20 protein-coding genes, 1 tRNA gene and 2 pseudogenes are annotated in these 23,646 nt (G+C 69.7%); 9 read left to right on the top strand and 14 right to left on the bottom strand.

The genetic code is table 11. From position 1 onward, the window contains the following. A partial coding sequence (locus tag Manayef4_RS07075; protein ID WP_139140028.1) for a PAC2 family protein occupies window positions 1–793 on the top strand: 793 nt, incomplete at its 5' end. 618 nt (window positions 794–1,411) lie between these two features. Next, window positions 1,412–2,089: a hypothetical protein gene (locus Manayef4_RS07080; RefSeq protein WP_254665503.1), complete on the top strand. Its 678-nt coding sequence runs from the start codon at window positions 1,412–1,414 to the stop codon at window positions 2,087–2,089. On the opposite strand, the gene Manayef4_RS07085 is transcribed toward Manayef4_RS07080, so the two are convergent. Beyond that, window positions 2,000–3,679: a DHA2 family efflux MFS transporter permease subunit gene (locus Manayef4_RS07085; protein WP_070131060.1), complete on the bottom strand. Its 1,680-nt coding sequence runs from the start codon at window positions 3,677–3,679 to the stop codon at window positions 2,000–2,002. The genes Manayef4_RS07080 and Manayef4_RS07085 overlap by 90 nt on opposite strands. Window positions 3,680–4,152: 473 nt before the next feature. On the opposite strand from Manayef4_RS07085, the gene Manayef4_RS07090 reads away from it, so the two are divergent. Continuing rightward, entirely contained in the window at window positions 4,153–4,842 is a 690-nt protein-coding gene (locus Manayef4_RS07090; protein WP_070131073.1) for a TetR/AcrR family transcriptional regulator, read from the top strand. Between the two features lie 3 nt (window positions 4,843–4,845). On the opposite strand, the gene Manayef4_RS26590 is transcribed toward Manayef4_RS07090, so the two are convergent. From Manayef4_RS26590 to Manayef4_RS07110, 4 genes are all read right to left on the bottom strand, one after another. Continuing rightward, the gene (locus Manayef4_RS26590; RefSeq protein ID WP_349257428.1) at window positions 4,846–6,060 is read right to left on the bottom strand and encodes a nitrilase-related carbon-nitrogen hydrolase; all 1,215 of its coding nucleotides are present in this window, start codon (window positions 6,058–6,060) and stop codon (window positions 4,846–4,848) included. Window positions 6,061–6,140: 80 nt separating this feature from the next. Further along, entirely contained in the window at window positions 6,141–6,854 is a 714-nt protein-coding gene (locus Manayef4_RS07100; protein WP_011435685.1) for an MBL fold metallo-hydrolase, read from the bottom strand. Next, window positions 6,851–7,915 (bottom strand): PHB depolymerase family esterase, encoded by a 1,065-nt coding sequence (locus Manayef4_RS07105; RefSeq protein ID WP_023840551.1) that lies wholly within the window; start codon window positions 7,913–7,915, stop codon window positions 6,851–6,853. Before Manayef4_RS07105 ends, Manayef4_RS07100 begins: the two co-directional genes overlap by 4 nt. A 215-nt stretch (window positions 7,916–8,130) precedes the next feature. Continuing rightward, entirely contained in the window at window positions 8,131–8,910 is a 780-nt protein-coding gene (locus tag Manayef4_RS07110) for an SDR family oxidoreductase (RefSeq protein WP_070131061.1), read from the bottom strand. A 234-nt stretch (window positions 8,911–9,144) separates the two neighbouring features. On the opposite strand from Manayef4_RS07110, the gene Manayef4_RS22585 reads away from it, so the two are divergent. Further along, window positions 9,145–9,405: a hypothetical protein gene (locus Manayef4_RS22585; RefSeq protein ID WP_023840550.1), complete on the top strand. Its 261-nt coding sequence runs from the start codon at window positions 9,145–9,147 to the stop codon at window positions 9,403–9,405. Window positions 9,406–9,603: 198 nt separating this feature from the next. After that, window positions 9,604–9,771 carry a hypothetical protein gene (locus Manayef4_RS24805; RefSeq protein ID WP_157902431.1) on the top strand — a complete coding sequence of 56 codons (168 nt, stop codon included), beginning with the start codon at window positions 9,604–9,606 and terminating at the stop codon, window positions 9,769–9,771. Between the two features lie 180 nt (window positions 9,772–9,951). Here Manayef4_RS24805 and Manayef4_RS07115 read toward each other — a convergent pair. Next, window positions 9,952–10,696 (bottom strand): annotated as a pseudogene (locus Manayef4_RS07115) (helix-turn-helix domain-containing protein); the annotation flags it as partial. A gap of 406 nt (window positions 10,697–11,102) precedes the next feature. Here Manayef4_RS07115 and Manayef4_RS07120 point away from each other — a divergent pair. The 3 genes and pseudogenes from Manayef4_RS07120 (at window position 11,103) to Manayef4_RS25760 (ending at window position 13,570) form a co-directional block, all read left to right on the top strand. Then, window positions 11,103–11,774, top strand: coding sequence for a GPR1/FUN34/YaaH family transporter (locus Manayef4_RS07120; protein WP_083282321.1), 672 nt, complete (start codon window positions 11,103–11,105; stop codon window positions 11,772–11,774). A gap of 850 nt (window positions 11,775–12,624) precedes the next feature. Beyond that, window positions 12,625–12,792 (top strand): annotated as a pseudogene (locus Manayef4_RS25755) (ISAs1 family transposase); the annotation flags it as partial. Window positions 12,793–13,162: 370 nt separating this feature from the next. Continuing rightward, complete coding sequence (locus Manayef4_RS25760; RefSeq protein WP_035730048.1) at window positions 13,163–13,570, top strand: hypothetical protein; 408 nt, start codon at window positions 13,163–13,165, stop codon at window positions 13,568–13,570. Window positions 13,571–13,740: 170 nt separating this feature from the next. Here Manayef4_RS25760 and Manayef4_RS07130 read toward each other — a convergent pair. From Manayef4_RS07130 to nadD, 4 genes are all read right to left on the bottom strand, one after another. Next, window positions 13,741–13,814: transfer RNA gene (locus Manayef4_RS07130), tRNA-Ala, on the bottom strand. 78 nt (window positions 13,815–13,892) lie between these two features. Continuing rightward, window positions 13,893–14,591, bottom strand: a complete 699-nt coding sequence (locus Manayef4_RS07135) for a histidine phosphatase family protein (protein WP_070131062.1) — start codon at window positions 14,589–14,591, stop codon at window positions 13,893–13,895. After that, window positions 14,588–15,049, bottom strand: coding sequence for a ribosome silencing factor (gene rsfS / locus Manayef4_RS07140; RefSeq protein ID WP_070131075.1), 462 nt, complete (start codon window positions 15,047–15,049; stop codon window positions 14,588–14,590). The genes Manayef4_RS07135 and rsfS overlap by 4 nt, the downstream gene beginning before the upstream one ends. Window positions 15,050–15,238: 189 nt before the next feature. Beyond that, entirely contained in the window at window positions 15,239–15,811 is a 573-nt protein-coding gene (gene nadD, locus Manayef4_RS07145) for a nicotinate-nucleotide adenylyltransferase (protein ID WP_023840546.1), read from the bottom strand. Between the two features lie 266 nt (window positions 15,812–16,077). On the opposite strand from nadD, the gene pgm reads away from it, so the two are divergent. Beyond that, window positions 16,078–17,778, top strand: a complete 1,701-nt coding sequence (gene pgm / locus Manayef4_RS07150) for a phosphoglucomutase (alpha-D-glucose-1,6-bisphosphate-dependent) (protein WP_011435675.1) — start codon at window positions 16,078–16,080, stop codon at window positions 17,776–17,778. 14 nt (window positions 17,779–17,792) lie between these two features. Here the strand turns inward: pgm and Manayef4_RS07155 are convergent, their stop codons facing one another. From Manayef4_RS07155 to Manayef4_RS07170, 4 genes are all read right to left on the bottom strand, one after another. After that, complete coding sequence (locus Manayef4_RS07155; protein WP_011435674.1) at window positions 17,793–19,241, bottom strand: VWA domain-containing protein; 1,449 nt, start codon at window positions 19,239–19,241, stop codon at window positions 17,793–17,795. Window positions 19,242–19,339: 98 nt separating this feature from the next. Beyond that, the gene (locus Manayef4_RS07160; RefSeq protein WP_070131063.1) at window positions 19,340–20,227 is read right to left on the bottom strand and encodes a MoxR family ATPase; all 888 of its coding nucleotides are present in this window, start codon (window positions 20,225–20,227) and stop codon (window positions 19,340–19,342) included. Between the two features lie 188 nt (window positions 20,228–20,415). Further along, window positions 20,416–22,041, bottom strand: coding sequence for a malate synthase A (aceB, locus tag Manayef4_RS07165; protein ID WP_011435672.1), 1,626 nt, complete (start codon window positions 22,039–22,041; stop codon window positions 20,416–20,418). A 99-nt stretch (window positions 22,042–22,140) separates the two neighbouring features. Beyond that, window positions 22,141–23,400, bottom strand: a complete 1,260-nt coding sequence (locus tag Manayef4_RS07170; RefSeq protein ID WP_011435671.1) for a glutamate-5-semialdehyde dehydrogenase — start codon at window positions 23,398–23,400, stop codon at window positions 22,141–22,143. Between the last annotated feature and the right edge of the window lie 246 nt (window positions 23,401–23,646).

Raw genomic sequence — 23,646 nt, forward strand, 5'->3', positions numbered from 1 at the left:
CGCGCTCGACCACCGGCTACTCGCCACCTTCGACATCGACCAGTTGCTCGACTACCGGTCCCGCCGGCCGACCATGGTCTTCTCCGAGGATCGCTGGGAGAGCTACGAGGATCCCGTCCTCGCGCTGTACCTGTTGCGGGACGAGGCAGGCACTCCGTTCCTGCTGTTGGCCGGGCCTGAGCCAGATCTGCAGTGGAAGCGGTTCACGGTGGCGCTGCGAGGCCTCGTGGCCCGGCTCGGCGTCCGTCTGACGGTCGGGCTGAACGCGATTCCGATGGCGGTGCCGCACACCCGCCCGTTGGTGGTGAGCGCGCACGCGACCCGTAAGGACCTCATCGTGGGGTACGAGCCCTGGCTGCGCCGGCTACAGGTCCCCGGCAGCGCCGGCCACCTGCTGGAATTCGAGCTCGGGCGGGAAGGCCGGGATGCGATGGGTTTCGCCGCTCACGTCCCGCACTACCTGGCGCAGACGACCTATCCGGCGGCCACCGAGGTCCTGCTGACCTCGGTGTCGAAGGCGACCGGGCTCCTGCTCCCGCTGGACGGGCTGCGCTCCGCCGCGGTTGCCATCCAGGACGAGGTCGACAGCCAGATCGCCAGGGGCGGTGAGGCCGCCGCGCTGGTCAGCGCCCTGGAAGAGCAGTACGACGCCTACCAGCGCGGACGGCGCGGGCCGAGCCTGCCGGCCGCGGACGACGTCCAGCCGCTGCCGACCGCCGACGAACTCGGCGATGCCTTGGAGCGTTTCCTCGCCGAGCAGACCGAACCGGACGGTCCCACCCCGAATCCCTGACCCGGGTCAGGGATTCGGATCCCACCAGCCTGACCGGCCCGCTCCCCACCGAGGTCACCTGCCGCAGCCCGCCCTCCGCGGGCCGCCGTGGAGTGGACCGGTCCCGTGCGTGTGGATTGCGCACGGGTCGAGCCGTCGATCGACCAGACGTGAAGGTGGCGGCGCAGGGAAGCCCACACCGCCGATGATCAATCTTTCTATACCATGATCCGAACGCGGTCCGGGTGTGGTTGCATTTAAATTGTGGAAGTAGCTTCTGGTCACCTATGCCAGACCGGGCCAACCGATTGGCTGTACTATTTCGATCCGCTACTCGGAGAGCCAGCCCAGGACGCCTGACAATCGTCTCACTTGATGATCCAGTGACGGAGAGAATCGGACGATGAATCTGCCCGAGACGTCCGCATGACCGCATCCCCCGCCGGACCGGTGCCCACCGCGGCCGGTTCGACGCCGCTCGAGACCRCGGACAGCACGGACCCAGCTGCCGGCACCGACCCGGCCGCCAGCGCGACGCCTGCCGGTCCGGCGGCACCGGCAAACCCGGCGTCACCGCGCGATCCGGAGCCGACGGTCGATCCTGCGCAGACAGCCGATTCCGGGRATCCCGTACCTGCCGTGGCCCCGACGGCCGGCGCCTCGGCGGCCGGACCCACCATGCGCGAGCGGTACCGCTACCTGCGTAAACCAATGCGCACCGCCCTGTTGGCAGTGCATGTGCTGGTGAGTGTCGGCTGGAATGGCGTGGCGTTCGCGCAGCTCGTCCTGGCTTCGACCGCAGCGGCCGATGCCGGTCTTCGGCACTCCGCATATGAGCTCATGCACGTCGTTGACCGGGTCCTCAATATCCCGCTCGCTCTACTCGCCCTGACCACCGGGGTGGTGATCTCGGTAAAGACGAGGTGGGGACTGCTGCGGCACTGGTGGGTGGCGACAAAACTCGTCATCACCGTCGTTGCCGTGATACTCGGCAGCTCCATGATGCGCCCGTTGGTCGTGCGGGCCGGACATGCRACGGATGGGGGGGAGGTCGCCTACGCGGCTCCGACCGTCGCGATCATCCTCGGCGCCAGTGTGATGAACGTCCTGTTCATCACGGCGACGGTGCTGTMCATCGCGAAGCCTTGGGGAAAGACTCCTCGGGGCCGGCGAGCGATGCGCCGCGCCGGGGCGGCTCCCCTGTCCACGCGGCCGGGCCTGCCGGCGTCATCCGCGCCACTGGCCACCGCCTCGGCCGCCACGGGGAGCGGGGACCCGGTACTCCCGACCATCGTGGCGGTTCCCCTCGGCCCCTGAGACGGCGGSGCGGCGGCCGGGAGAAGTTTCATGGCTCTTCAGCTCCCCGTGGTCGCCCGACCGGCGACGGGTGGGGACGGCCCCGGCCGGCCGCGGGAGCTCGACCGGCGGGCCTGACGGGGCGGGCTGCTCCGCGCCGGCTGGCCGTCCCGGCAGCAGAAAGGCGAACGGTGCGGCGAGGACCGTGGACCCGAGGGTCCACCAGAACGCCGTACCGAAGGCGCCGGCCAGCGCCACCGGATCGGCGGGTCCGGTCCCGGCGGGTYGGCCGGTGATCTGGTGGGACAGCACCACGGCGAGGATGGCCGTCCCGAGTGAGCCGCCGATCTGCTGGAAGATCCGCCCCGCGGAGGTGGCGCGCGGAATCTCCTCCCGGCGCAGCCCGTGGTAGGCAGAGGACATCACCGGGATGAGCGCCATGGCCAGCCCGATGCCGCGGACCGTCAGGGAGACCCCGAGCAGCACCTCGCTGGTGTCGGCGGCGACCTGTGTATACGCAACCGATCCCAGCGCGCTGAGCAGAAGGCCGACCAGAACGAACAACCGCGGGCTGCGCCGGTCCGCCACCCGGCCCAGCACAATCAGGGCGATCATCATCCCCAACCCCTGCGGGGCGAGGAGCAGGCCGGCGGCGGCGGCACTGCGGCCACGGGCCTGCTGCTCGTACAGGGGCAGCAGGAACATCGCCCCGAACAGCGAGATCCCGAAYAGGAACATCATCCCCGATGAACCGGCGAAGGCCCGGGACCGGAACAGCCGCAGGTCGATGATCGGTTCGACGGCGGTCCGCAGGGCATGCACCGTGAACAGAACGAGCAGGGCCGCGCCGAGGGCCAGCGGCACGATCACCCGCACACCCGTGAAGTCACCCTGCCGGCCGGCCACGGAGAAGCCGTAGACGATCGCGGCCAGCCCCGGGGACAGCAACGCGAACCCGAGAGCGTCGAAGCGATGCCGCCCGGGAGTCCGCACATCCGGCATCCCCAGCCAGGCCAGGACCAGCCCGATCAGGCAGACCGGCACGTTGATGAAAAAGATCCAACGCCAGTCGAGATCGTCGACGATCAGCCCGCCGATGACCGGCCCGAGCACGGGAGTGACCAGCGCGGGCACCCCCACCGCCGCCATMAGGCGGCCCAGCCGTTCCGGCCCGGCCGCCTGCGCGATGATCGTCTGCATCAGAGGCAGAAGCAGGCCGCCGCCGAGGCCCTGCACGATCCGGAAGGCGATGAGACTGCCGGCCGACCATGCCGCCCCACACAGCGCCGAGCCGACGAGGAACAGGACCAGCGACAGCAGCCACATCCGCTTGGCGCCGAACCGCTCGGCTGACCAGCCGGTCACCGGGATCACCATGGCGAGCGCGAGCAGGTAACCGGTACTCACCCACTGGATTGTCGAGATTCCGACGTTGAAGGATCGGGCGAGGGTGTTGATCGCCACGGAGGTGATCGTCGCATCGAGCTGCACCACGACCGCACCGACGAGGACGATCCCGGCGAGACGGATCAGCGCCGGATCGAGCCGATCTCCGCTACCGCCCGTCATGCCCCCGCCCGCCGCGGCGGGCGCCTGGGTCTGCGCTGCCATCACAACCTCCGTACGACCCGAGCAGGATCATCCGCCGCGAACTGGGGCGAGTCGGACCAGGCGCCCGGGAATAGTCCTGGTCGAGCCGCACCCCGCCGACGATACACCGTATCGCTTTCGCTACGCCGTACCTTTGTCCGTACGGTGTAGCCGCCGGACCCGACCGTGTAATCTCGCTGACCACGTAACCTCGCTGTATGTGCGGATCGAGGGGAGCGTGGAACGTCCCGTCGACTCCGGCCGGCCCACCCGCCGCGCCCGCCCCGGAGTTGATCTCCCGCACCGACCCGGACGGGCCCGTCACAACCGCCGGGTCGGGCGACCCGGGCGGGCCGCACACGCCCCAACGTCGCCTGAAGCCCGCGGCTGCGACCGGCTTCGCCCCGTCTYCCGCCCGCCCGGCCGCTCCCCCGACGGCGCTACCGACCGCTCCCCCGACGGCGCCGCCGCACGTCGAGGAATGCGACAGCCCGATGAAGGGCCTGTTGTGGACCCGGCCCGTAGCGCGCCAGAAGCCCCGGCTGAGCCGGGAGGCCATCGTCGACGCGGCGATCACCCTGGCCGACACGGAAGGACTCGACGCCGTCTCTATCCGCCGGGTCGCGGCAGTTCTCGGCGTCCGGCCGATGAGCCTGTACTCCCACATCGCCCGCAAAGACGATCTTCTCGATCTGATGAGCGACCGGATCGCTGCCGAGATCCTCGTCCCCGACCCGCTGCCCGCCGACTGGCGCGACGCCCTGCGTGCCATCTCCCATCAGACCCGGGCCAGCTGCCTGCGCCATCCCTGGATGCTGACCACGTTCGCCGGACGGCCGCACTACGGACCGAACGCGCTGCGCCACGCCGAGCAGTCGGCCGCAGCGGTCGCCAGGCTGCCCGTGCCACCTCGCCGGAAGATCGCGATTCTGCGCGCGGTCGACACGTACACGATCGGGCACGTTCTCGCCGAACTGCGGGCGCGGGACCTCCACTCCCGGACCGACGTCGACAAGGTCGAGCTGACCACCTACCTCCGCGGCCTGATCGCCACCGGCGACTATCCCTTCCTCGCGCMGTTGGGTCCGGGCAACATGACGATCATGGGTGACGACGCGCAGGAGGACTTCGCCGACGGGCTGGAATGGCTGCTGGTCGGCATCACCGCGGCGATCGAGTCCTGAGGGTCAGACGCTGCCGAGCACGCGGGTGATCCGCACCTCCACGACGACACGCCGGGGATTGGCCCGCGGCGCGCGGTAACGCTGCGCATAGCGGAACTCGGCGTCGGCCACACTCGCCGGATCATCCCGGAGCACGGCCAGTCCCTCCAGCGTCGACCAGCGTCGGCCGTCGATCTGGCAGAGCCCGACGGGGGTGCCGTGGGCCGGTCCCGCCGCGATCAGACGGGCCTTGCGGGACCGGGCCGATGTGATCACCCGGGCGATGCCCGCCGCCGGATCAAGTGTCGCGCCGACGGCGACCACGTGCGGGCTGCCATCCGGCCGGACGGTGGTCAGGCTGCACAGGTGCMGCTCTCGCCAGAAGTCAAGAAAGGCCTTGCCACGCCCGGCCAGGTCGAGCAGATGCGCGGGGTCAAGCCGGTTCTGGTGGTCGACCCCGAGCCGGCGATGCGTGAGCACCGGGAACTCGGCACGAACGGCGGCCGGTCGGGACGGGTCCAGCTCCGCGCGCACCGTGGTGGGCCGCGGGCCGGCCTCGGCGAGCACCTCTCCCCACGGATCGACGACGACGCTCGCCCCGGCCATCTCCCGGCCCGCCTGGCGGCCCGCGGCGTTGCAGGCGACGAGATACACCTGGTTCTCGATGGCCCGGGTCCGGGTGAGCACGCGCCAGTGGTCCAGCCTGGCCAACGGCCAGGCCGATACCACCACCACGATCTCGGCACCGCCCTCGGCCAGCAGCCGGAACAGCTCGGGAAACCGGAGGTCGTAACAGGTCGCCAGCCCGACGATGCCGAGTTCGGTGGGGACGGTTCCGACCGTGGCACCCGGCGTCAGCAACCGGGCCTCCGCGGAGCCGTAGCCGAACAGGTGCACCTTGCGGTACGCATGCCGGATCATCCCGTCCGGACCGATCAACACGGTCGTGTTGAAAAGCCGTCCGTCGGCGGACCGTTCCACGATGCTGCCGGCCACCAGGTGGCATCCGCGTTCCCGGGCGGCCTCCCGCAGGGCGGTGACCGTCGGCCCGGTCAACGCCTCCGCCTCCGCCTCGTACCGATCGAAGTGAAAATAGCCGGTGACCCATAGTTCGGGGAGGACGACCAGGTCCGCCTGGGTCTGCCGGATCTCCCCCARCACCCTGCGCACCCGGTCCGCCGCGTTCTCCTCGTCGGGACAGCCGAGCTGCAGGACGGCGGYACGGACCGGGGCTGTCATACGGGGCTCCTCGCCTTGTCGACCATGCGGTTCCGCAAACACGAGGGTCTTCCCGGCGGCGACCCGGTCGACCGCGGGATTCAGGACAGGCCCAGCATCGCCTTCCACTGCTGGGCGCTCGTCGGCCGGAAGACGTGGTTCATCCGCTTGACCACCGCAAGGTCCTCCGACGCCTGCGGAGAGTACTGGTGGCCGGGGAAGACGGTGGTGGTGTCCGGCAACGCGGCCAACCGACGCAGGCTGTCGTACATCAGTCCCGCGTCGCCGCCGGGCAGGTCCATCCGGCCGCAGCCCTCGAGGAACAGGGTGTCTCCGGCAACGAGCCGATCGTCGACGAGGAAACACTGGCTGCCGGGGGTGTGGCCAGGGGTGTGCAGCAGCCGCACGGGGATCTCCCCGACCGTCACCACATCGTCGTCGTCATGCTCGACCAGATCGGCCGCGGAGACCTCGGTCGCCCGCCGTACCCACTCCGCCTCGGCCCGGTTCACGTGAATCGGGACGTTCTGCCGGCCGAGCAACTGGCGGACACCCTCGATCTCCAGGCCGAACGCGTTTCCACCGATGTGATCGGCGTGGTAGTGGGTGACGAGCGCGCCGGTGAGCCGCATACCGTCGGCGGCCAGCAGGTTGAGCAGGTCGTCGACCTTGTAGGCGGGATCGACGACCAAGGCCTCGCCGGTCTCGCGGTCACCCACGAGGTAGACGAAGTTGACCATCTGGGTACCGACCGGATCGCCGACGGCGAAGTCGCGGCCGGACAACAGTTGACGGAAGTACAGGCGATCGGTCACCCCGCCAGCCTACGAAGGTCCGGCCCACGGCGGGGCGAGTTGCTCACCAGGGCTACCCGCGGCGGCATGACGGGTGAATGATCCATGTGGTGCACGGTGAAGAAGTCCAGGATCGCGCCGGTGGCGTCGAAGGACCGGCCGGCGGCCGAGTCGGACCGGTCCCGGCGGGCCTCCGGGCTGGCCGGCCACAGATGCGTGCCCCCGGTCACCGTGTCGAGCCGAACCTCGGCACCCCCGAGGCAGTCGACGTACCGCAGGATGATCACTTCGCCTCTGGGCTCGGTCAGCACCGGCGTCGGATTGCAGCCGTAACGGTCGGCGTATGCGCGGATCACCGCCGGAGCCGGCGAGATGTGCGCGGGTCCGCCCGCCACCGCGCCACCCGCATAGGGCACGGACGGATCGGCGGTGCCGTGCACGGCCATGGTCGCCGGGGTACGTCCGGGCGGGCAGCGGACCTCGAACGTCGAGGAGACCATCGCCACGGCCGCGAATCGACCRGATCTGCACACCAGCGCGGCGGCGAACTCGGCACCGTTGGAATGCCCGGCGGCGTAGACAGCACGGTCGTCCAGGCAGAACCGCGCATCCAGATCATCCAGCAGAGCATTCACGAAACCAAAGTCATCCGCCTTACCCGGCTCCCCGAGGGTGTTCCAGCGTCGTGGTGTCCCCAACGCGTCCGGGGTCACCACGATGAAACCGCGGTCGCCGCCCAGGGCGCCCATGCGGGAACGCTGCTCTTCCAACTCCTTATCGGCCTTGAAACCGTGGAAGTCGAAGATCAACGGATAGGCGTGACGCCCGTCGTGACCCACCGGCAGTGTCAACCGGTAGTAGCGACGGACTCCACCCAGAACCAGGGAATGTGCCCCCGAGAGCAGCGGGACCGCCGGCCGCGGTGAGACGCAGGAGGAGCCCGCGGTCGATATTCCCGAGCCGGCAGCGAAACGTCGCGGCACTGCCTTGTCAGAGACGCTGCCGGAGACGCCGGACGAGCCCGCGAAACCGTGCACCAGCTGGACGACAATGACCAGTGTCAGCGCGACGACACCCGGCACGGCGAGATGCCAACGTGCTGGCGGCGGTTTCCGGGACACCGCACCCACGGTACGGACCAGACCAGGCCGAAGGAATACATCGCCGCGACGCCTGCGCGACACCGTCGATTCCCGATGTCGGGACGGCAACCACACCGGCAACCACACCGGCGGCGGACCCGGCGGTGGACCCGGTCGAAACCCCGCGCGCCGGTTGATCGGCCGGCCGTCTGCCGTCAGGCTACCGGGCTGAGGCCGCCATCGAGGTTGATCGTCGCACCCGTGATGTAGGCGGCCCGCGCGGAGAGCAGGAACGCGACCAGATCGGCGAACTCCTGGGCCCGGCCCACCCGACCGAGCGGGATTCYGGAGGTCCGCCCCATCCGTTCGTACAGCTCGTCGACCGTGATGTTCTCTCGGGCCGCCGCCCGATCCCACTGCCCGCTCTCCACCAGGCCGATCAGCACCGCGTTGACCCGGATCCGGTCCGGGCCGAGCTCCTTGGACAGGGCCTTGGTGAGCGCGAGGCCCGCGGCCCGGGTGACGGAGGTCGGGGTGGAACCGGCGCTGGGGGCTCTGGCCGCCACGGACAGTGAGTTCACGATGCCGCCACCGCCCGCGCGCCGCAGGTACGGCAACACCAGCCGGGRGGCCCGGATCGCCGCGTGCAGCTTCAGCTCCAGATCGGCGTTCCAGACCTCGTCGGTCTGGTTCTCGAACGTACCGCCCGCGCTGGCGCCGGCGTTGTTCACCAGGGCGTCGACGGCGTTCCAGCGGTCGACGGCGGTGGCGACGAAACGTTCGAGGTCAGTGATGCTGGTCACATCGGCAGGTACGGCGAGAACCTCGCCACCGCCGGCCTGCGCCTGCCCGGCGACCTCCCGCAGCCGCGTCTCGTCGCGCCCGCAGAAGGCCACCCGCGCCCCCTCGGCGGCCAGCGTCCGCACCAGGGCGGCTCCCAGCCCGTTCGAGCCGCCGGTCACCAGCACCACCTTGCCCGCCAGCTGAAGATCCATCCCGCTCCTGTCGCCTCGCTCCGGTCGCAGTTTTCGATGAGGCAGGCCAGCCGCGGCCGGCCGGCAGACCGCCCGACCATCCGCGACGGGCGCCACCGGTCCTGACGACCTGGGCAGCTACCGGGTGATCGGCCCGCCGTTCCCATCGATCGACATGATGAACATACCGAGGGCGGAAGATGCGATCAGCATCCACCCGGTCTAACGTCGGGACCGGCGAGAGGGGGCGGGACGATGGCCAGGTGCGACACCTGCGGTAACGACTACTGGATGTCGTTCGAGGTGCAGGTTATAAGTGGCGAGAAATACACCTTTGACTGCTTTGAATGCGCTGTGGCAAAACTTGCCCCCCGCTGCGAACATTGCGACTGCCGCATTATCGGGCACGGCGTCGAGGTATCCGGGCGGTTCTTCTGCTGCGCCCACTGTGCCCGGGTTTCGGACGGCCGCCTCGGTGCCGAGCTCCGCGACACCGTCGGCACGCATCCGGGCTGATCCGGACCGGATGCGCTCCAGCCGACCCGGATCAGCCCGGCGGCCCGCCACCCGCCCGCGGAGCGGCCATCGACATCACCGAGACAACTCCGAGAAATATCGTTTCTACTCTCTGTAGACGGACATACGGGTCCGAGAGGGTACCATGCCTAACGAGTCGACGCCCTCGTCCGCTTCGCCGACGGCGTCGGCAGCCAGGTGATCGCCGATGGTGCGGAGACCGCCGACGAGCTCGCCGCGGTGGTCGGGGTGTCGACCGGGGTGTCCGGGGTGCCGCCGCGTCCTGTCGGACACACCTTGGCGGCGTCACGACATCAGAGCGCGAAATGGGTACGCAGCGCGTCCTCCAGTTCCCCTGACGTCTGAAGGCGTCAGTCCMCTCGGGAGTTTCTGATGGATGCCGCCTCGCTGGCAAGGATCTCCTCCATACGTTCAGAGATGTCCCGCCGACCACTGTGGCCGGGGCGCCACGAGCACCAAGCACACGCCGACCGTTAGCGCGGTGTCCATAAATGTTCGCTGGGTTGGGTTAGGCGGCTTGGGTGCGGGGCRTCCCCAGCGTTGCTGGCGTTCAGAGCGGACGCGGGCGCGTTCGCGGCGTTRCGCGGCCAAGACGGGCGGGGTAGCGGGCCGTCGGCGTTGYGCCCGCGCGGGTAGGCCTGCGGTTCGCGGGCGAGCACGGTGTGGTTGGGGTGGTCGGAGCTGGCGATGACGACGGTGCGCACCGGGCCGAACTGGTCGAAGGCGAAGCAGCGGTTCGGGCAGGTGGCGGTCAGGTACTCGATCCGGTCGAGTTTCCCTCCTTGTCCGGATCGGTGAACTCCTTCCAGGTTCTCGTCCGTTGGAAGGAGATCCGGTGGTGGCCCAAGAGCTGACGCAGCCGTTCCCGGCCGACGGTGACGACCCGGTCGGGGTTGTCGCCCAGGTAGTCGGCGAGTTTACGCAGGCTCCAGTGCGTGAACGGCCGCCCCAGTTTCGTGGGACGGGTCCGGGCCACCGCGATGATGAACGCCTCGTCTTCACAGCTGATCCGGCGGGGACGGCCTCCGGCCCACCGAGGGTCCAGGCAGGCCAGACCGATCTCGTTGAACCGGTGGATCACATCCCGGACCGTGCCCTCGTCAGCGGCAACCAGCCGGGCGATCGCCGGCACCGTCGTCCCGCCGGCCGATGCCATGATGATCGTCGCCCGACGGGCCCGGACCGAGGAGTGCGTCCCCCGCCGCACGATCGCCTGCACCTGGCGGCTTTCCTCCCCGGTCAGCCGCCGCGCCCGCACACGCTGTGCCATACGCCCACCTCCCGGCACCGGTCACACACGTCGGTACCGACAGTGCACATCCCGCCCCCGGGCAGCGCCAGCCCCACCCGGCGCCTCCCGACCCAGCAAACGTTTATGGACATCACACTGGCGATGACGATCAAGATTTCGGGTTTGACGAAGTCGAATGCGCCTTCAGGTTGAAGGAAACCAAGGAGGAAGGCATTATTAAACCCCGCGTTCGTTTCGCGTAGCCCGCTGCGTGACACGACGGCAAGCAACCCCAGCAAAACTGGGAAGGCCGGACACTGCCTCACCGACATAGGACGGGGACGGCGTAGTCCCCCACGGCACGTCCGGCCCTCCTCCACCCCCTGCACCCGCAGTACACACGGCGGGCCGCCTCGGAAACGGCCCCTTCAGGAGGATGATCCCGATGACCACCAGCACTGACAGCGCCACCGTCGCCACCCACTCACAGCCGTTACCAAACGAAGCCGAGGCGTTACCCACTCCGCCGCCCCTCAGCCCGCTGCGCGGCAACCCGGGCGTGATCGGTATCCCCACCTTCATCGCCGGGGCCGTCGGCCTCGGGCTGGTCGACACCGGGTGGCTTCCGCCCGCCGCGGCCGGCGCAGCCATACCCGTTATCATGACCGCCACCACCGTCGGTCTCCTGATCTCCGCGATCTGGGCGGCGGCGCTCGGGCAGAACGCCGCGGCCAGCCTGTTCGCAGTGTTCTTCGGGTTCTACGGCAGCTACGCCGCGTTCGTCCTCGGTCTCGGCCACAACTGGTACAACATCCCCGCCGATCAGGCCACCAGGAGCACCGAGCTGTGGCTCATCAGCTGGCTGGTCACCATCGTCCTGTTCACCGTGGCCACCCTGCGCCTGCCCAGCAGCTACACTCTGCTGCTCGGGCTCGTTGACGTCGCGCTGGTGCTGCTGCTACTCGGCACCATCAACACCAGCACCGCCCTCACCCACGCCGGCGGCTACGTCGTGTTCGCCTTCATCGCGGTCGCGGTCTACCTGTACCTCGACCTCATGTTCACCGAGACCGGCGGGAAGGGCCTGCCGCTCGRCAAGCCGGTMATCTCCRGATARCATGCCGCGATACGATTGCCATAGATAGCCGGGCCGACGCGTACTGATGAAAATTTCTTGCACCTGCCATCAGATTCATAATCGACATTGGTGATTGCGATCCGGTTCACCGAGCAGGTAAATGGAGAGGCCGATGGGAATCGTCATCAACGTCGAAAATGGTGGCACGTTCACCGATGATTCCATCCCCGAGCCAACGGCCATAACGCCATAACACCAAAAAGAACAAAGAACAAGCGACAAAGATCAATTTCGCCTGAACGGCCAGGCAGTGCTGGCCACTGGTGGCGCCCGCGGCATCGACACCGAGCCTGCTCGGGTTCTCGCAGCTGCGGGCGCCACCGTGTGGAAACCGACATGACAGAGTCATTGAGCCTTTTCAAAGTTGGTTGTTCTAATGGCCCTCGCTAGCGAGGACGAGGATGGCCTGGGCGAAGGTGCCGACGCGGCGTGGGCAGCCACGGAAACGGTCGAATATGTGCCAGTTCTTGAGGACCGCGAATCCTCGTTCGCCTTGTGAGCGGGTGGTGGCGTGGGTCCGGTTCAGGACTCTTGCACGAACGCGGTTTGACGGGAATAGGCGTTCCTTCCGTTTCGGGTGATCGGTGACGGTAGAGGGGTTTTGCGCTGGGCTGTGGGCACGGCTGGGCCACGTGTCGTAGGCGAAGAAGCAGGCACGCCGCTTGTAGATCACTGGGATGTCTGAAGTCCTCGTGGTCTGGAGTGCGGCGTGCCTGTGGGCGCATTGTCGCGCGATGCCGCCGGTGTGCCGGGTGCTGGCGAGGTGTCGCGTGAGGGAATCTGGGAGCGGTTGGATCGGGTGACCGATCCACGGTCGACGCGGGGGCGGGTGTATTCGTGGCTGTGYCTGGCCGCGGTGTGGCTGTGCTCGCTGACGGCTGCGGGGCACCACCGGGTGTYGGCGGTCCGGGCGTGGCTGGCGCGGACCAGCGGCGCCGAACGTGCGCGGCTGCGGCTGCCCTGGGACCCGTTCGCCGGATGGCGGCTGCCGAGCACGGCGACGATCCACTGCTTCCTTCAGGCCGTGGACGACGGTGARCTCGCCGTGGCTCTGCTCGATCCGCCGTTGGACCCGGACCCGCCCGCCGAGCAGGGGGACGATACCGACCAGCGAACCGAACCGTCCGCTGCCCCGGTGGATCCGGGCCACGGCTGCCAGCCGGTGGAGTCGGCGGTCGCCCTCGACGGGAAGACGAGCCGGCACGCGAAGCGCGCTGACGGGTCCAAGGTGCACCTTGTCGGCGTGGCCAGCCACGGCGACGGACGGCTACTCGCCCAGGTCGAGGTCGAGGCCAAGACCAACGAGACCGCGGTGTTCCGTCGGTTACTGCRGCCGCTGGACCTGACGAACGTGCTGGTCACGGCCGATGCTCTGCACACGGTCCGCGCGAATCTCGACACGCGGTCCAGGCGATCCGTCCGCACCGCTGGCGCCGGGAGAAAGGACGGCCGGCTTCCCGGGAGAGCGTCTATGCCCTCACCAGCCTCAGCTTCGCCCAGGCCGGGGCCGCGCTGCTCGCGGCCACTGGCACATCGAAACCGGCAACAAGCAGCCCAAGACCTACCTACGCGGCCCAGGGAAGGTCCTGCGCTCCAAGCACCCCGACACCGTCTACCAGGAAATCTGGGGCTACCTGCTCACCCACCACGCGATCAGCGCCCTGAGGTGTCGGGCCGCAACCGCCGCCGGGATCGACCCCGACCGGATCAAGTTCCCGCGCACCGTAATGATCATCCGCGACCGGGTCGTCACCGACCCGGTTTTTCCCCCCTGATGACCAGCATCACCGTGTGCTGCGGCCACTCGCCGCCGACATCACCCGGCCAACGCGGCACCCAGCACAATGCGCCACCCACGATCAGGTTCGCCAACCCGCTGAACCCGCAGCTCGATCGACTTAGCGTCAGTGGCATTGGGGCAAGGGTTCTAACAACAACTCTAGGGTGGAGCTGAGGGGATTCGAACCCCTGACCCTCACACTGCCAGTGTGATGYGCTACCAGACTGCGCCACAGCCCCAACTGCTATTCATTTTATATCAGACCCGAGCAAATCCGGTCTTGTACCCCACCCGGGCACCAAACCTGTCCTGATGGACTACTTCGGCAAGTGTACAGGCTCCGTGTCGGCTGCTGTCGGCGCCCCCTGGCTCGGCAGGAGCGTCTCGGTTAGCCCCGATCCGGCGGTCCCGACCTTACCAGCCAGCGGCCCCGCGTTGTGCTCGACCAGGCGGAACCCACCCTCGACGAGCCGCAGGACGGACCACCGGCAGTTGGCGAGCGGTCCGAAGTGCCACCAGRACTCCGGTGGAAGGCCGAGCACATGACCGATCAGTGACCGGGCAGTACCGCCGTGCAGGACAAACACGACGAGACCGTCCCATTCGGCCGGAAACCCCTCGGCCCGGACCTCGTCGAAGACCGTGCCGGCCCGCTCCGCCACCTGCCGGTAGGTTTCGCCACCGCCACGGGGCACGTCATCCCCGCGCCGCCAGGCCCGATCCTCCGCGGGGAAGCGTTGGGCCGCCTCGGCAGCGGTCAGCCCGGACCACGCGCCGAGATCGATCTCGCGCAGCCGCGCGTCGGAGCGGAAGGGCACGCCGAGCGCCGCCGCGGTGTCCCGGCAACGTTGCAGGTCGGACGACACGACGAGTTCCGGGCGCATCGCCTGGATGACCGGGGCCACCGCGGCGACCTGGGCACGCCCGGTGGCGTCGAGGGGCGGATCCGCGTGCCCCTGGAAGCGGCCGACGTCGTTCCAGGTGGTCCTGCCGTGCCGCCAGAGCAGCAGCCTCACCGTGGGGTCGCCGTACCGGGCCCGGCCACCCCCGAGCCCGAGCCGCCGCTCGCCGCGGTGGACCCCGAGGAGACACCGGCCCCGACCGCGACCCCGACCGCCGCGTCGACGAACGGGATCACCGGGCAGTCCTTCCAGAGCCGTTCGAGGGCATAGTAGACCCGCTCCTCGTCCCGCTGCACGTGCACCACCACGTCGACGAAGTCGAGCAGGACCCAGCGGCCCTCCCGCTCTCCCTCCCGCCGGACGGGCTTGGCTCCCAGCCGGCGCAGGTGCTCCTCGATCTCGTCGACGATACCCTTGACCTGCCGCTCGTTGCCCGCGGATGCGAGCACGAAGCAGTCGGTGATGGCCAGCCGATCGCTCACGTCGAGGATGAGCAGGTCATGGCCGAGCTTGTCGGCGGCTGCCYGCGCGGCGGCGAGGGCGAGTTCGACGGCTCGCGGGGAAGCGGTCACGCTCGGGTTCTCCAGGGTGGTGACGGGCGGGAGGCATCCGTCTTCGGCTGCCTCGCRCACCATCCGGGGCCGGACGGCTGCATCCAGCGTGACACATCGACGCGCGGGCAGGGCACTCCTCGCGTCCATGACGGGCCGAAAAATCGAGATATCGCCTGGCCCGGTGGCCCGTCCGGACGGCTCGGCGGGTCAGGAAGCACCCTGGTAGAGACGCCGCTTGGCGATGTAGCGCACGACCCCGTCTGGGGTGAGGTACCAGATCGGCGCCCGGCGGCCAACCCGTTCCCGGATGTCGGACGAGGAGATCGCCAGCGCCGGGACCTCCAGCAGGCTGACGGCGCCGGTCGGGAGGCCGGCGTCCAGCGCGAGGTGGTAACCGGGCCGGTTCACGCCGACGAAGTGGGCCAGTTCGAACAGCTCGCGGTGGTCACGCCAGGTGAAGATCTGCGCGAGCGCGTCCGCCCCCGTGATGAAGAACAGCTCGTCGTCCGGTCGCGCCGCACGCAGGTCTCGCAGGGTGTCGATGGTGTAGGTGGCGCCACCCCGGTCGATCTCGATCCGGCTGACCGTGAACTGCGGGTTCCCCGCCGTCGCGAGGAAGGTCATCAGATAGCGGTCCTCGGCGGCGGAGACTTTGCGATGGATCTTCTGCCAGGGTTGCCCGCTCGGCACGAAGACCACCTCGTCCAGATCGAACAGGGCGGCCACCTCACTGGCTGCGACGAGGTGCCCGTTGTGGACGGGGTCGAAGGTCCCACCCATGACACCGAGGCGCACGACCGGACACTAACCCCGCATCACCGCACGTGCCCGTCTGGCGCAGCCCGGCGGGAGATGTGCCACAAAGCCTCACACCCACCGACGCCTCACACCCACCGGCGCCTCACACCCACCGGCGCCTCACGCTCATCGGTCTCACGCCCACCGCCGTGCCCGCCGCAAGCGGGCCAGTCCCGGAACGGCCCACCCGGCTAGGCTGACCACAGGCCGCAGGCCGGCCCCGTCCCCCCCGCGAGGAGGCCCCGCCCATGCCGACCAGTCCGCGTGCGGGGCAACCCGCCGCCCCCGAGGATCTCGTTGACGTTGACGGCCTGCTCGCCGCCTACCACGAGATCCATCCCGATCCCGCCGATCCGACCCAGCGGGTGTCGTTCGGCACGTCCGGTCATCGTGGCTCGGCGCTGCGCGGCTCCTTCAACGCCGACCACATCCTGGCCACCACCCAGGCGATCTGCGACTACCGGAAGGAGGCAGGCGTCGACGGACCGCTGTTCGTCGGGATCGACACGCACGCACTGTCGGCGCCCGCGCTCGCGAGCGCCCTGGAGGTCCTCGCCGCGAACGGCGTCACGGTATGCATCGCCCCGGACGGCGAGGCCACCCCGACCCCGGTGATCTCGCACGCGATCCTGCGCCACAACCGCGAGCGCACGCCAAGCAACAGGACGGGCAGGACGGACACCACCGGCGCCACCGGCGCGACCGGCCCGGCGCGCGGCCTCGCCGACGGCATCGTCGTCACGCCGTCRCACAATCCGCCCGCCGACGGCGGGTTCAAGTACAACCCGACGCACGGCGGTCCGGCGGACACCGGCGTCACCAAGGTCATCCAGGATCGCGCGAACGCCCTGCTCGACGGTGGCCTCGCGGGCGTGGCCCGGGTGCCGTACCCGCAGGCGCGCGCCGCCGCCGTGGTCCACGACTACGTCGGCGCCTATGTCGCGGACCTCGGCGACGTCATCGATCTCGACGCGATCCGCGGCGCCGGGGTGCGCATCGGCGTCGACCCGCTCGGTGGGGCGAGCCTCGTGTACTGGCAGGCCGTCGCCGAGCGGTACAAGCTGGACCTCGACGTGGTGAACACCACGATCGACCCGACCTTCGCCTTCATGACGACCGACTGGGACGGCAGGATCCGGATGGATCCGTCGTCGCCGTACGCGATGGCCTCCCTGGTGCGGCTGGCCGGCTCGTTCGACGTCGCCCTCGCCAACGACGCCGACGCCGACCGGCACGGCATCGTCACCGGCACGGCCGGGCTGTTAAACCCGAACCACTACCTCTCCGCGGCCATCGCCTACCTGTTCGGCCACCGCCCGGGCTGGCCGACCGGGACGGCGATCGGCAAGACGCTGGTCAGCTCCAGCATGATCAACAGGGTCGGAGTGGGCCTCGGCCGCGACGTGGTCGAGGTGCCGGTGGGCTTCAAGTGGTTCGTGGCCGGCCTGACCGACGGGAACCTGGGCTTCGGCGGCGAGGAGAGCGCGGGCGCGTCGTTCCTGCGCCGCGACGGCGCGGTGTGGACGACCGACAAGGACGGGATCATCGCCTGCCTGCTCGCCGCCGAGATGACGGCGGTCACCGGCCGGGACCCCGGGCAGTTGTACCGGGAGCTCACCAATGTCCACGGTGCCCCGGCCTACCGGCGGGTCGACGCGCCGGCCACCCCAGCGCAGAAGAAGATCCTGGCCGCGCTCACCCCGGAGAGCCTCAGCGCGACGACGCTCGCCGGTTCGCCGGTGACCGCCGCGCTGTCGCACGCGCCGGGCAACGGCGCGGCGATCGGCGGGGTGAAGGTCGTCACTGACGACGCCTGGTTCGCCGCCCGGCCCTCCGGCACCGAGGACGTCTACAAGGTCTACGCGGAGAGCTTCCGGGGCCCCGGACATCTCGACGAGGTCATCACGGAGGCACAGTCGATCGTTGACGCCGCCCTCGCCCGCGGCTGATCCTGCCGGACCCGTCAGGACGGAAGAAGCCGCCCGATGAACGCCTGGAGCTGCTCGATGTTGCGGCACTCCACCATCTCGTCAACGAGCTCGGCGTACACGTTTGTCGCCGAGTCGCCCGAGCCCCAGTAGCTGCGCGGCTCCGGGTTGAGCCAGTAGGAGTGCCGGGCCCGCGAGCACAGTCGCCTGAAGATGGTCGCCGAGGTCGGTCGGTAGTTGTTCCGGGCGTCGCCGAGGATCAGCAACGACGTCTTGGGACCGACCGCCTCGGGGTACTTCTCGGCGAAGACCTCGATGGCATGCCCGTAGTCGCTGTGCCCGTCGAACCAGACGAGGTCCGCCTCTCCGGAGATGCGGGCCATCATGTCGCCGAGGTCGAGGCCACGCAGGTACCTGGTGACCTCGTCGGTCGTGTCGATAAAGGCGAACGCCCGGACCTTGGCGAACTGCTCGCGCAGCGCATGGGTCAGCATCAGGGTGAAATGCGCGAACGAGGCCACCGAGCCGGAGACGTCGCACAGCACGACCAGCTCGGGTTTGTGYGGCTTGTGCGGGCGGTGCCTGGTCTCCACCGGTACGCCGCCGGTGGCCAGCGATGCCCGCACCGTGCGCCGGAAGTCCAGCCGGCCGATGCGGCCGAACCGGCGCCGCGCGGTCAGCCGGGTCGCCAGCCGCCGGGCGAGCGGGTAGACCTGCCTGCGCAGCTCCACCAGGTCCCGCTGGGAGGCTCGCAGGAACTCGACCTGGTCGCTGAGCGGCTTCACCGCRGTGCGCTCGACCGCATCGAGGCCGCGTTCCTCGGCCATCCGCCGCCGCACCTCGGTGGACACCATCTCCTCGAACTCGCGGATCCGGTCGGTGATGGTCTGCCGGGCGGCCCGTTCGGCGAGTCCGCCACGTTCGGAATCTGCCAGCATCGCCGCGAGCAGATCGACGATGAGGGTCTCCGCCGACATCATCCGCAGCACCCGGTAGATGAACCACGAGCGGGCGGAGCTGCCGCGCGCCGACCCGAACGCGCTCACCGCCTGCCGGGCGAGCGCGCGCAGCGCCTCGTCGTTGCCGTCGCGCAGCGCGTCGAGCAACTGGTCGCGCAGCGCCTGACGCAGCTCCTCCAGCTGCTCGGGCGACAGCTCGCCGGGGTCGACGCCGGCGTTCGCCGCCGCGCCGTTCGCCGCCCCGGCCGGGTCGCCGTCCAGGTCGTCCAGGTCGTCCAGGTCGTCCAGCGACACCCCGTCCCCGATCCGGGGCGGGAAGTACAGGTCGAACAGAGTGTCGAAAGCCGGCCGGTACAGTGGCCGCTTGCACAGGGTCGCCGCGAATGCCGCCCGGACGGCGTCCCGCTCGGCCCAGCCCAGCGCGCCGACGGCCCTGGCGGCATCCACGGTCTCAGCGCTGCTCACCGGGACACCGGCCCGGCGCAACGCCGCGGTGAAATCGACGGTGCGGTCCAGCAGATTCATGCCGGCGCCCCCTCGTGGACGTGCGGCCGTGGCGACGGCCRTCAGCTGGCAATCGGTTCGATGAATTCGATCAGTTCGATGGGTTCGGCTCGGGCTGTTCAGTTCGCGCCGAGCTTGAGGTGACTGATGGCTCGGGCCTGGTCGCTGGCGTGCTTGAGGACGACGCCGAGGGTCGAGGCGACGGCGGCCTCGTCGAACGTGTCGAATCCGAGCGCGAGCACGGTCTGACCCCAGTCGATGGTCTCGGCGATGGAGGGCGCCTTCTTCAGTTCCATCGCCCGCAACGCGCGGACGATCCGGACCAACGATTCGGCGTGCCTCTCCGGGAGATCGGGCACCCGGGAGAGCACGATCTCCTTCTCCCGCTCGGCCGAGGGATAGTCCAGGTTGAGGTAGAGGCAGCGCCGCTTGAGCGCCTCGGACAGCTCCCGCGTCGCGTTGGAGGTCAGGATGACGAAGGGACGGCGGGTGGCGCTGATGGTACCGAGCTCCGGAATCGTCACCTGGAAGTCGGACAGCACCTCCAGCAGCAGGCCTTCCACCTCGACGTCGGCCTTGTCGGTCTCGTCGACGAGCAGCACCGTCGGCTGYTGGCGGCGGATCGCCGTCAGCAGCGGCCGGGAGAGCAGGAACTCCTCGCTGAAGATGTCGTCGTGGGCCTGCTGCCAACCCTCGGMGCCGCCGTCTCCCGATCCGGCCTGAATGCGCAGCAGTTGCTTCTTGTAGTTCCATTCGTACAGTGCGCGAGCTTCATCAAGCCCTTCGTAGCACTGCAGCCGAATGAGCTCGGCGCCAACCGCGGTCGCCAGCGCCTTCGCGAGCTCGGTTTTACCGACACCCGCGGGCCCCTCCACAAGCAGCGGTTTACGCAGCCGATCCGCGAGGAAGACCGTGGTGGCAATCGCCTCGTCCGCGAGGTATCCGGTCACGCGAAGCCGTTCCCGCACATCAGCGACGTCGGCGAAAGCGTGTTCCTGCAGCGACATGGCCACCTTCCGTCCGTCCCCGTGTCAGGCATCGCCACGTCCATACTGCCAGGCTGGCGCCGCAGACGAGTGACTACGCCTTGCGCGCCACCGTCCGCCGGGTGGATATCCACGGGCTGCTCATCGACCTGTTCGCCGCCGGTTCACCCGAGGATTCTCCCGAGGTGTTCGCCCAGGTGTTCGCCGGTTCAGTCGATCCGCTCGTAGGCGGGAAGAGTAAGGAACTCGACGAAGGTCTCGCCGAGCGCCGTCTCCTCGAACACCGCCGCCGCGTCCTTCCAGCGACCGTTGTCGAAGGCGGCGGCGCCGATGGAGAGCCGGATCTGGTCCAGCACCTCCGCCAGAGCGGTCCGGACCAGATCGGCCGTGACCGGACGGCCGTCGTCGAGCACGACCCCGGCGGCTATCCACTGGAAAATCTGACTACGGGAGATCTCAGCGGTGGCGGCGTCCTCCATCAGGTTGTCGATGCCGACCGCCCCGATCCCGCGCAGCCAGCTCTCCAGGTAGCGCACCCCGACGCTGATGTTCCCGCGGACCCCGGCCGCGGTGACGGAACCCGGAGTGTCGCGCACCGCCAGCAGGTCGCCGGCGCCGACCTTGACGTCGTCACGCAACCGGGTGAGCTGGTTCGGCTCGTCGCCGAGCACCGCATCGAAGACCTCGGTGCACACCGGCACCAGGTCAGGGTGCGCCACCCAGCTCCCGTCGAACCCGTCCGCGGACTCCCGCTCCTTGTCGGCGCGCACCTTCGCCAGGGCCGCGGCGTTGATCTCGGGGTCRCGCCGCGACGGGATGAACGCCGCCATCCCGCCGATCGCGTGYGCGCCGCGGCGATGACAGGTGGAGACCAGCAGCTCGGTGTAGGCGCGCAGAAACGGCACCGTCATCGTCACGCCGTTGCGGTCGGGCAGCAGGAACTCAGTCGGCCGGGACGCGAACGTCTTGATGGTGGAGAACATGTAGTCCCAGCGGCCAGCGTTGAGTCCGGCGGAATGCTCCCGCAGCTCGTAGAGGATCTCCTCCATCTCGAAGGCGGCGGGCAGCGTCTCGATGAGAACGGTCGCCCGGATGGTGCCGACGGGCAGGCCGAGCTCGGCCTGCGCCGCGGTGAACACGTCGTTCCACAGCCGGGCCTCGAGATGACTCTCCAGCTTCGGCAGGTAGAAGTACGGCGCCACGCCCGTAGCCCGCAGGGCGTGCGCGTTGCGGACCAGGTACATTCCGGCGTCGAAGAGCGCGGCGACGATCGGCTCCCCGTCGACGGTGACGTGCCGCTCCGGCAGGTGCCAGCCGCGCGGGCGCACCACGAGCGTCGCCGTGGACTCGTCGAGCTCGTAACGACGGCCGTCGGGCGAGGTGAAGGCGAGCGTGCCGGCGACGGCCTCACTCAGGTTGTGCTGTCCGACGACCATGTTCGACCAGGTCGGCACGTTGGCGTCCTCGAGGTCCGCCATGAAGACCCGGGCACCGCTGTTGAGCGCGTTGATGAGCATCTTGGCGTCGGTCGGGCCGGTGATCTCGGCCCGACGGTCGACCAGCCCCGGCGCCGGCGACGCGACCCGCCAGTTCCCGGCCCGGATGTCGGCGGTCTGCGGCAGGAAATCCAGGGTGGCCCCGGCTGCGATCGCGGCGCGGCGGGCGGCCCGGGCGGCGAGCAGTTCGGCACGCCGGCCGGCGAACGTGCGGTGCAACCCGGCGACGAAGGCCAGCGCGTTGTCGGAGAGCACCGCGTCGACCTGCTCCGCGGTGAGCCCCGGCACGGTCCGCACCGCGGACACCCCGTGCACCGTCACCCCGTCCAACGAGCCCATACCTATTCCCTTCCCGGTTCCGTTGCGTCCCGGACGGCCCGATCCGGCGGGCCCGGTGACCCGGGCCTCAGGTGACCCGGGCCTCAGGTGACCCGGGCCTCAGGTGACCAGATGCCCGTCGCCGACGCCGACCCACGTCGTCGAGGTCAGCTCGGGCAGCCCCATCGGGCCGCGGGCGTGCAGCTTCTGGGTCGAGATGCCGATCTCGGCGCCCATCCCGAACCGCTCCCCGTCGGTGAAACGGGTCGAGGCGTTCACCATGACGGCCGCGCTGTCGCAGGTCGTGATGAACCGCCGCGACGCCGGCAGGGACCGCGTGACGATCGCCTCGGTGTGCCCGCTGCCCCAGCGCCGGATGTGCGCGACCGCGTCGTCGAGGGAGTCGACGACGGCGACGGCCATATCCAACGACAGGTACTCGGCCGCCCAGTCGTCGTCGGTGGCGGGCAGCACCCGAGGATCGACGGCGCACACCGTCTCGTCGCCGTGCACGGTGACCCCGGCATCGTGCAGAGCGGCCAGCACCCGGGGCAGGAACTCCCCGGCCACGCCGGCGTGCACGAGCAGGGTCTCCGCCGAGTTGCACACCGAGACCCGCTGGGTCTTCGCGTTGACGGTGATCGCGAGCGCCTGGTCGAGGTCGGCCTCGGCGTCCACATACACGTGGCAGTTGCCGACCCCGGTCTCGATGACGGGCACCGTCGACTCCTCGACGACCGCCCGGATCAGACCCGCGCCACCCCGCGGGATGAGCACGTCGACGAGCCCGCGCAGCCGCATCAGGTGCTTGACCGCATCGTGGTCCATCCCGGGGACGAGCTGCACCGCGTCCGCCGGCAGGCCGCTCGCGACGGCGGCGCCGCGCAGCACCGCCACCAGCGCGGTGTTGGAACGTACCGCGGAGGCGCTCCCGCGCAGCAACGCGGCGTTGCCGCTCTTGAGACACAGGCCCGCGGCGTCCACCGTGACGTTCGGCCGGGCCTCATAGATGATCCCGACGACACCGAGGGGGACCCGGATCTGGCGCAGCTCCATCCCGTTCGGCAACACCCGGCCGCGCACGACCTCGCCGACCGGGTCCTCCAACGCCGCGACCTGACGCAGGCCGTCGGCCATGCCGGCGAGCCGGGCCGGGGTGAGGGTGAGCCGATCGACCATCGCCCCGGCGGTGCCCGCCGCCCGCGCGGCGGCGAGGTCCTCGGCGTTCGCGGCGAGAATCTCAGCGGAACGGGCGATCAACGCGTCGGCCATGGCGAGCAGCGCGCGGTCCTTCTCGGCGCGGCTGCGCGGCGCCAGCAGGGCCGCCGCCGCCTTGGCACGGACGGCGCTGCCTCGGACATCCTCCGCAGAGGTGCTCATCTCGGGTCCTCCGTTAGGCGGGCGCCGCGGCGCTGCCCGCCGCTACGAGGCTACCGGTGGCTCGGCGGTCGTGCTGTTCATCGCTCCTCACCCGCATCCGTCACCTACACCCGCATCCGTCACCTGCTCATCCCTGCATCCGCGACCTACTCATCTCCTTATCCCGTTATCCAGCTCATCTCCTTATCCCGTTATCCAGATCCGCGATCCGCCAGGTCCGCGACAGGCAGGGACCCGGAACGGTGA

The organism is Frankia sp. CgMI4, assembly GCF_001756285.1.
Classification (GTDB): domain Bacteria; phylum Actinomycetota; class Actinomycetes; order Frankiales; family Frankiaceae; genus Frankia; species Frankia casuarinae.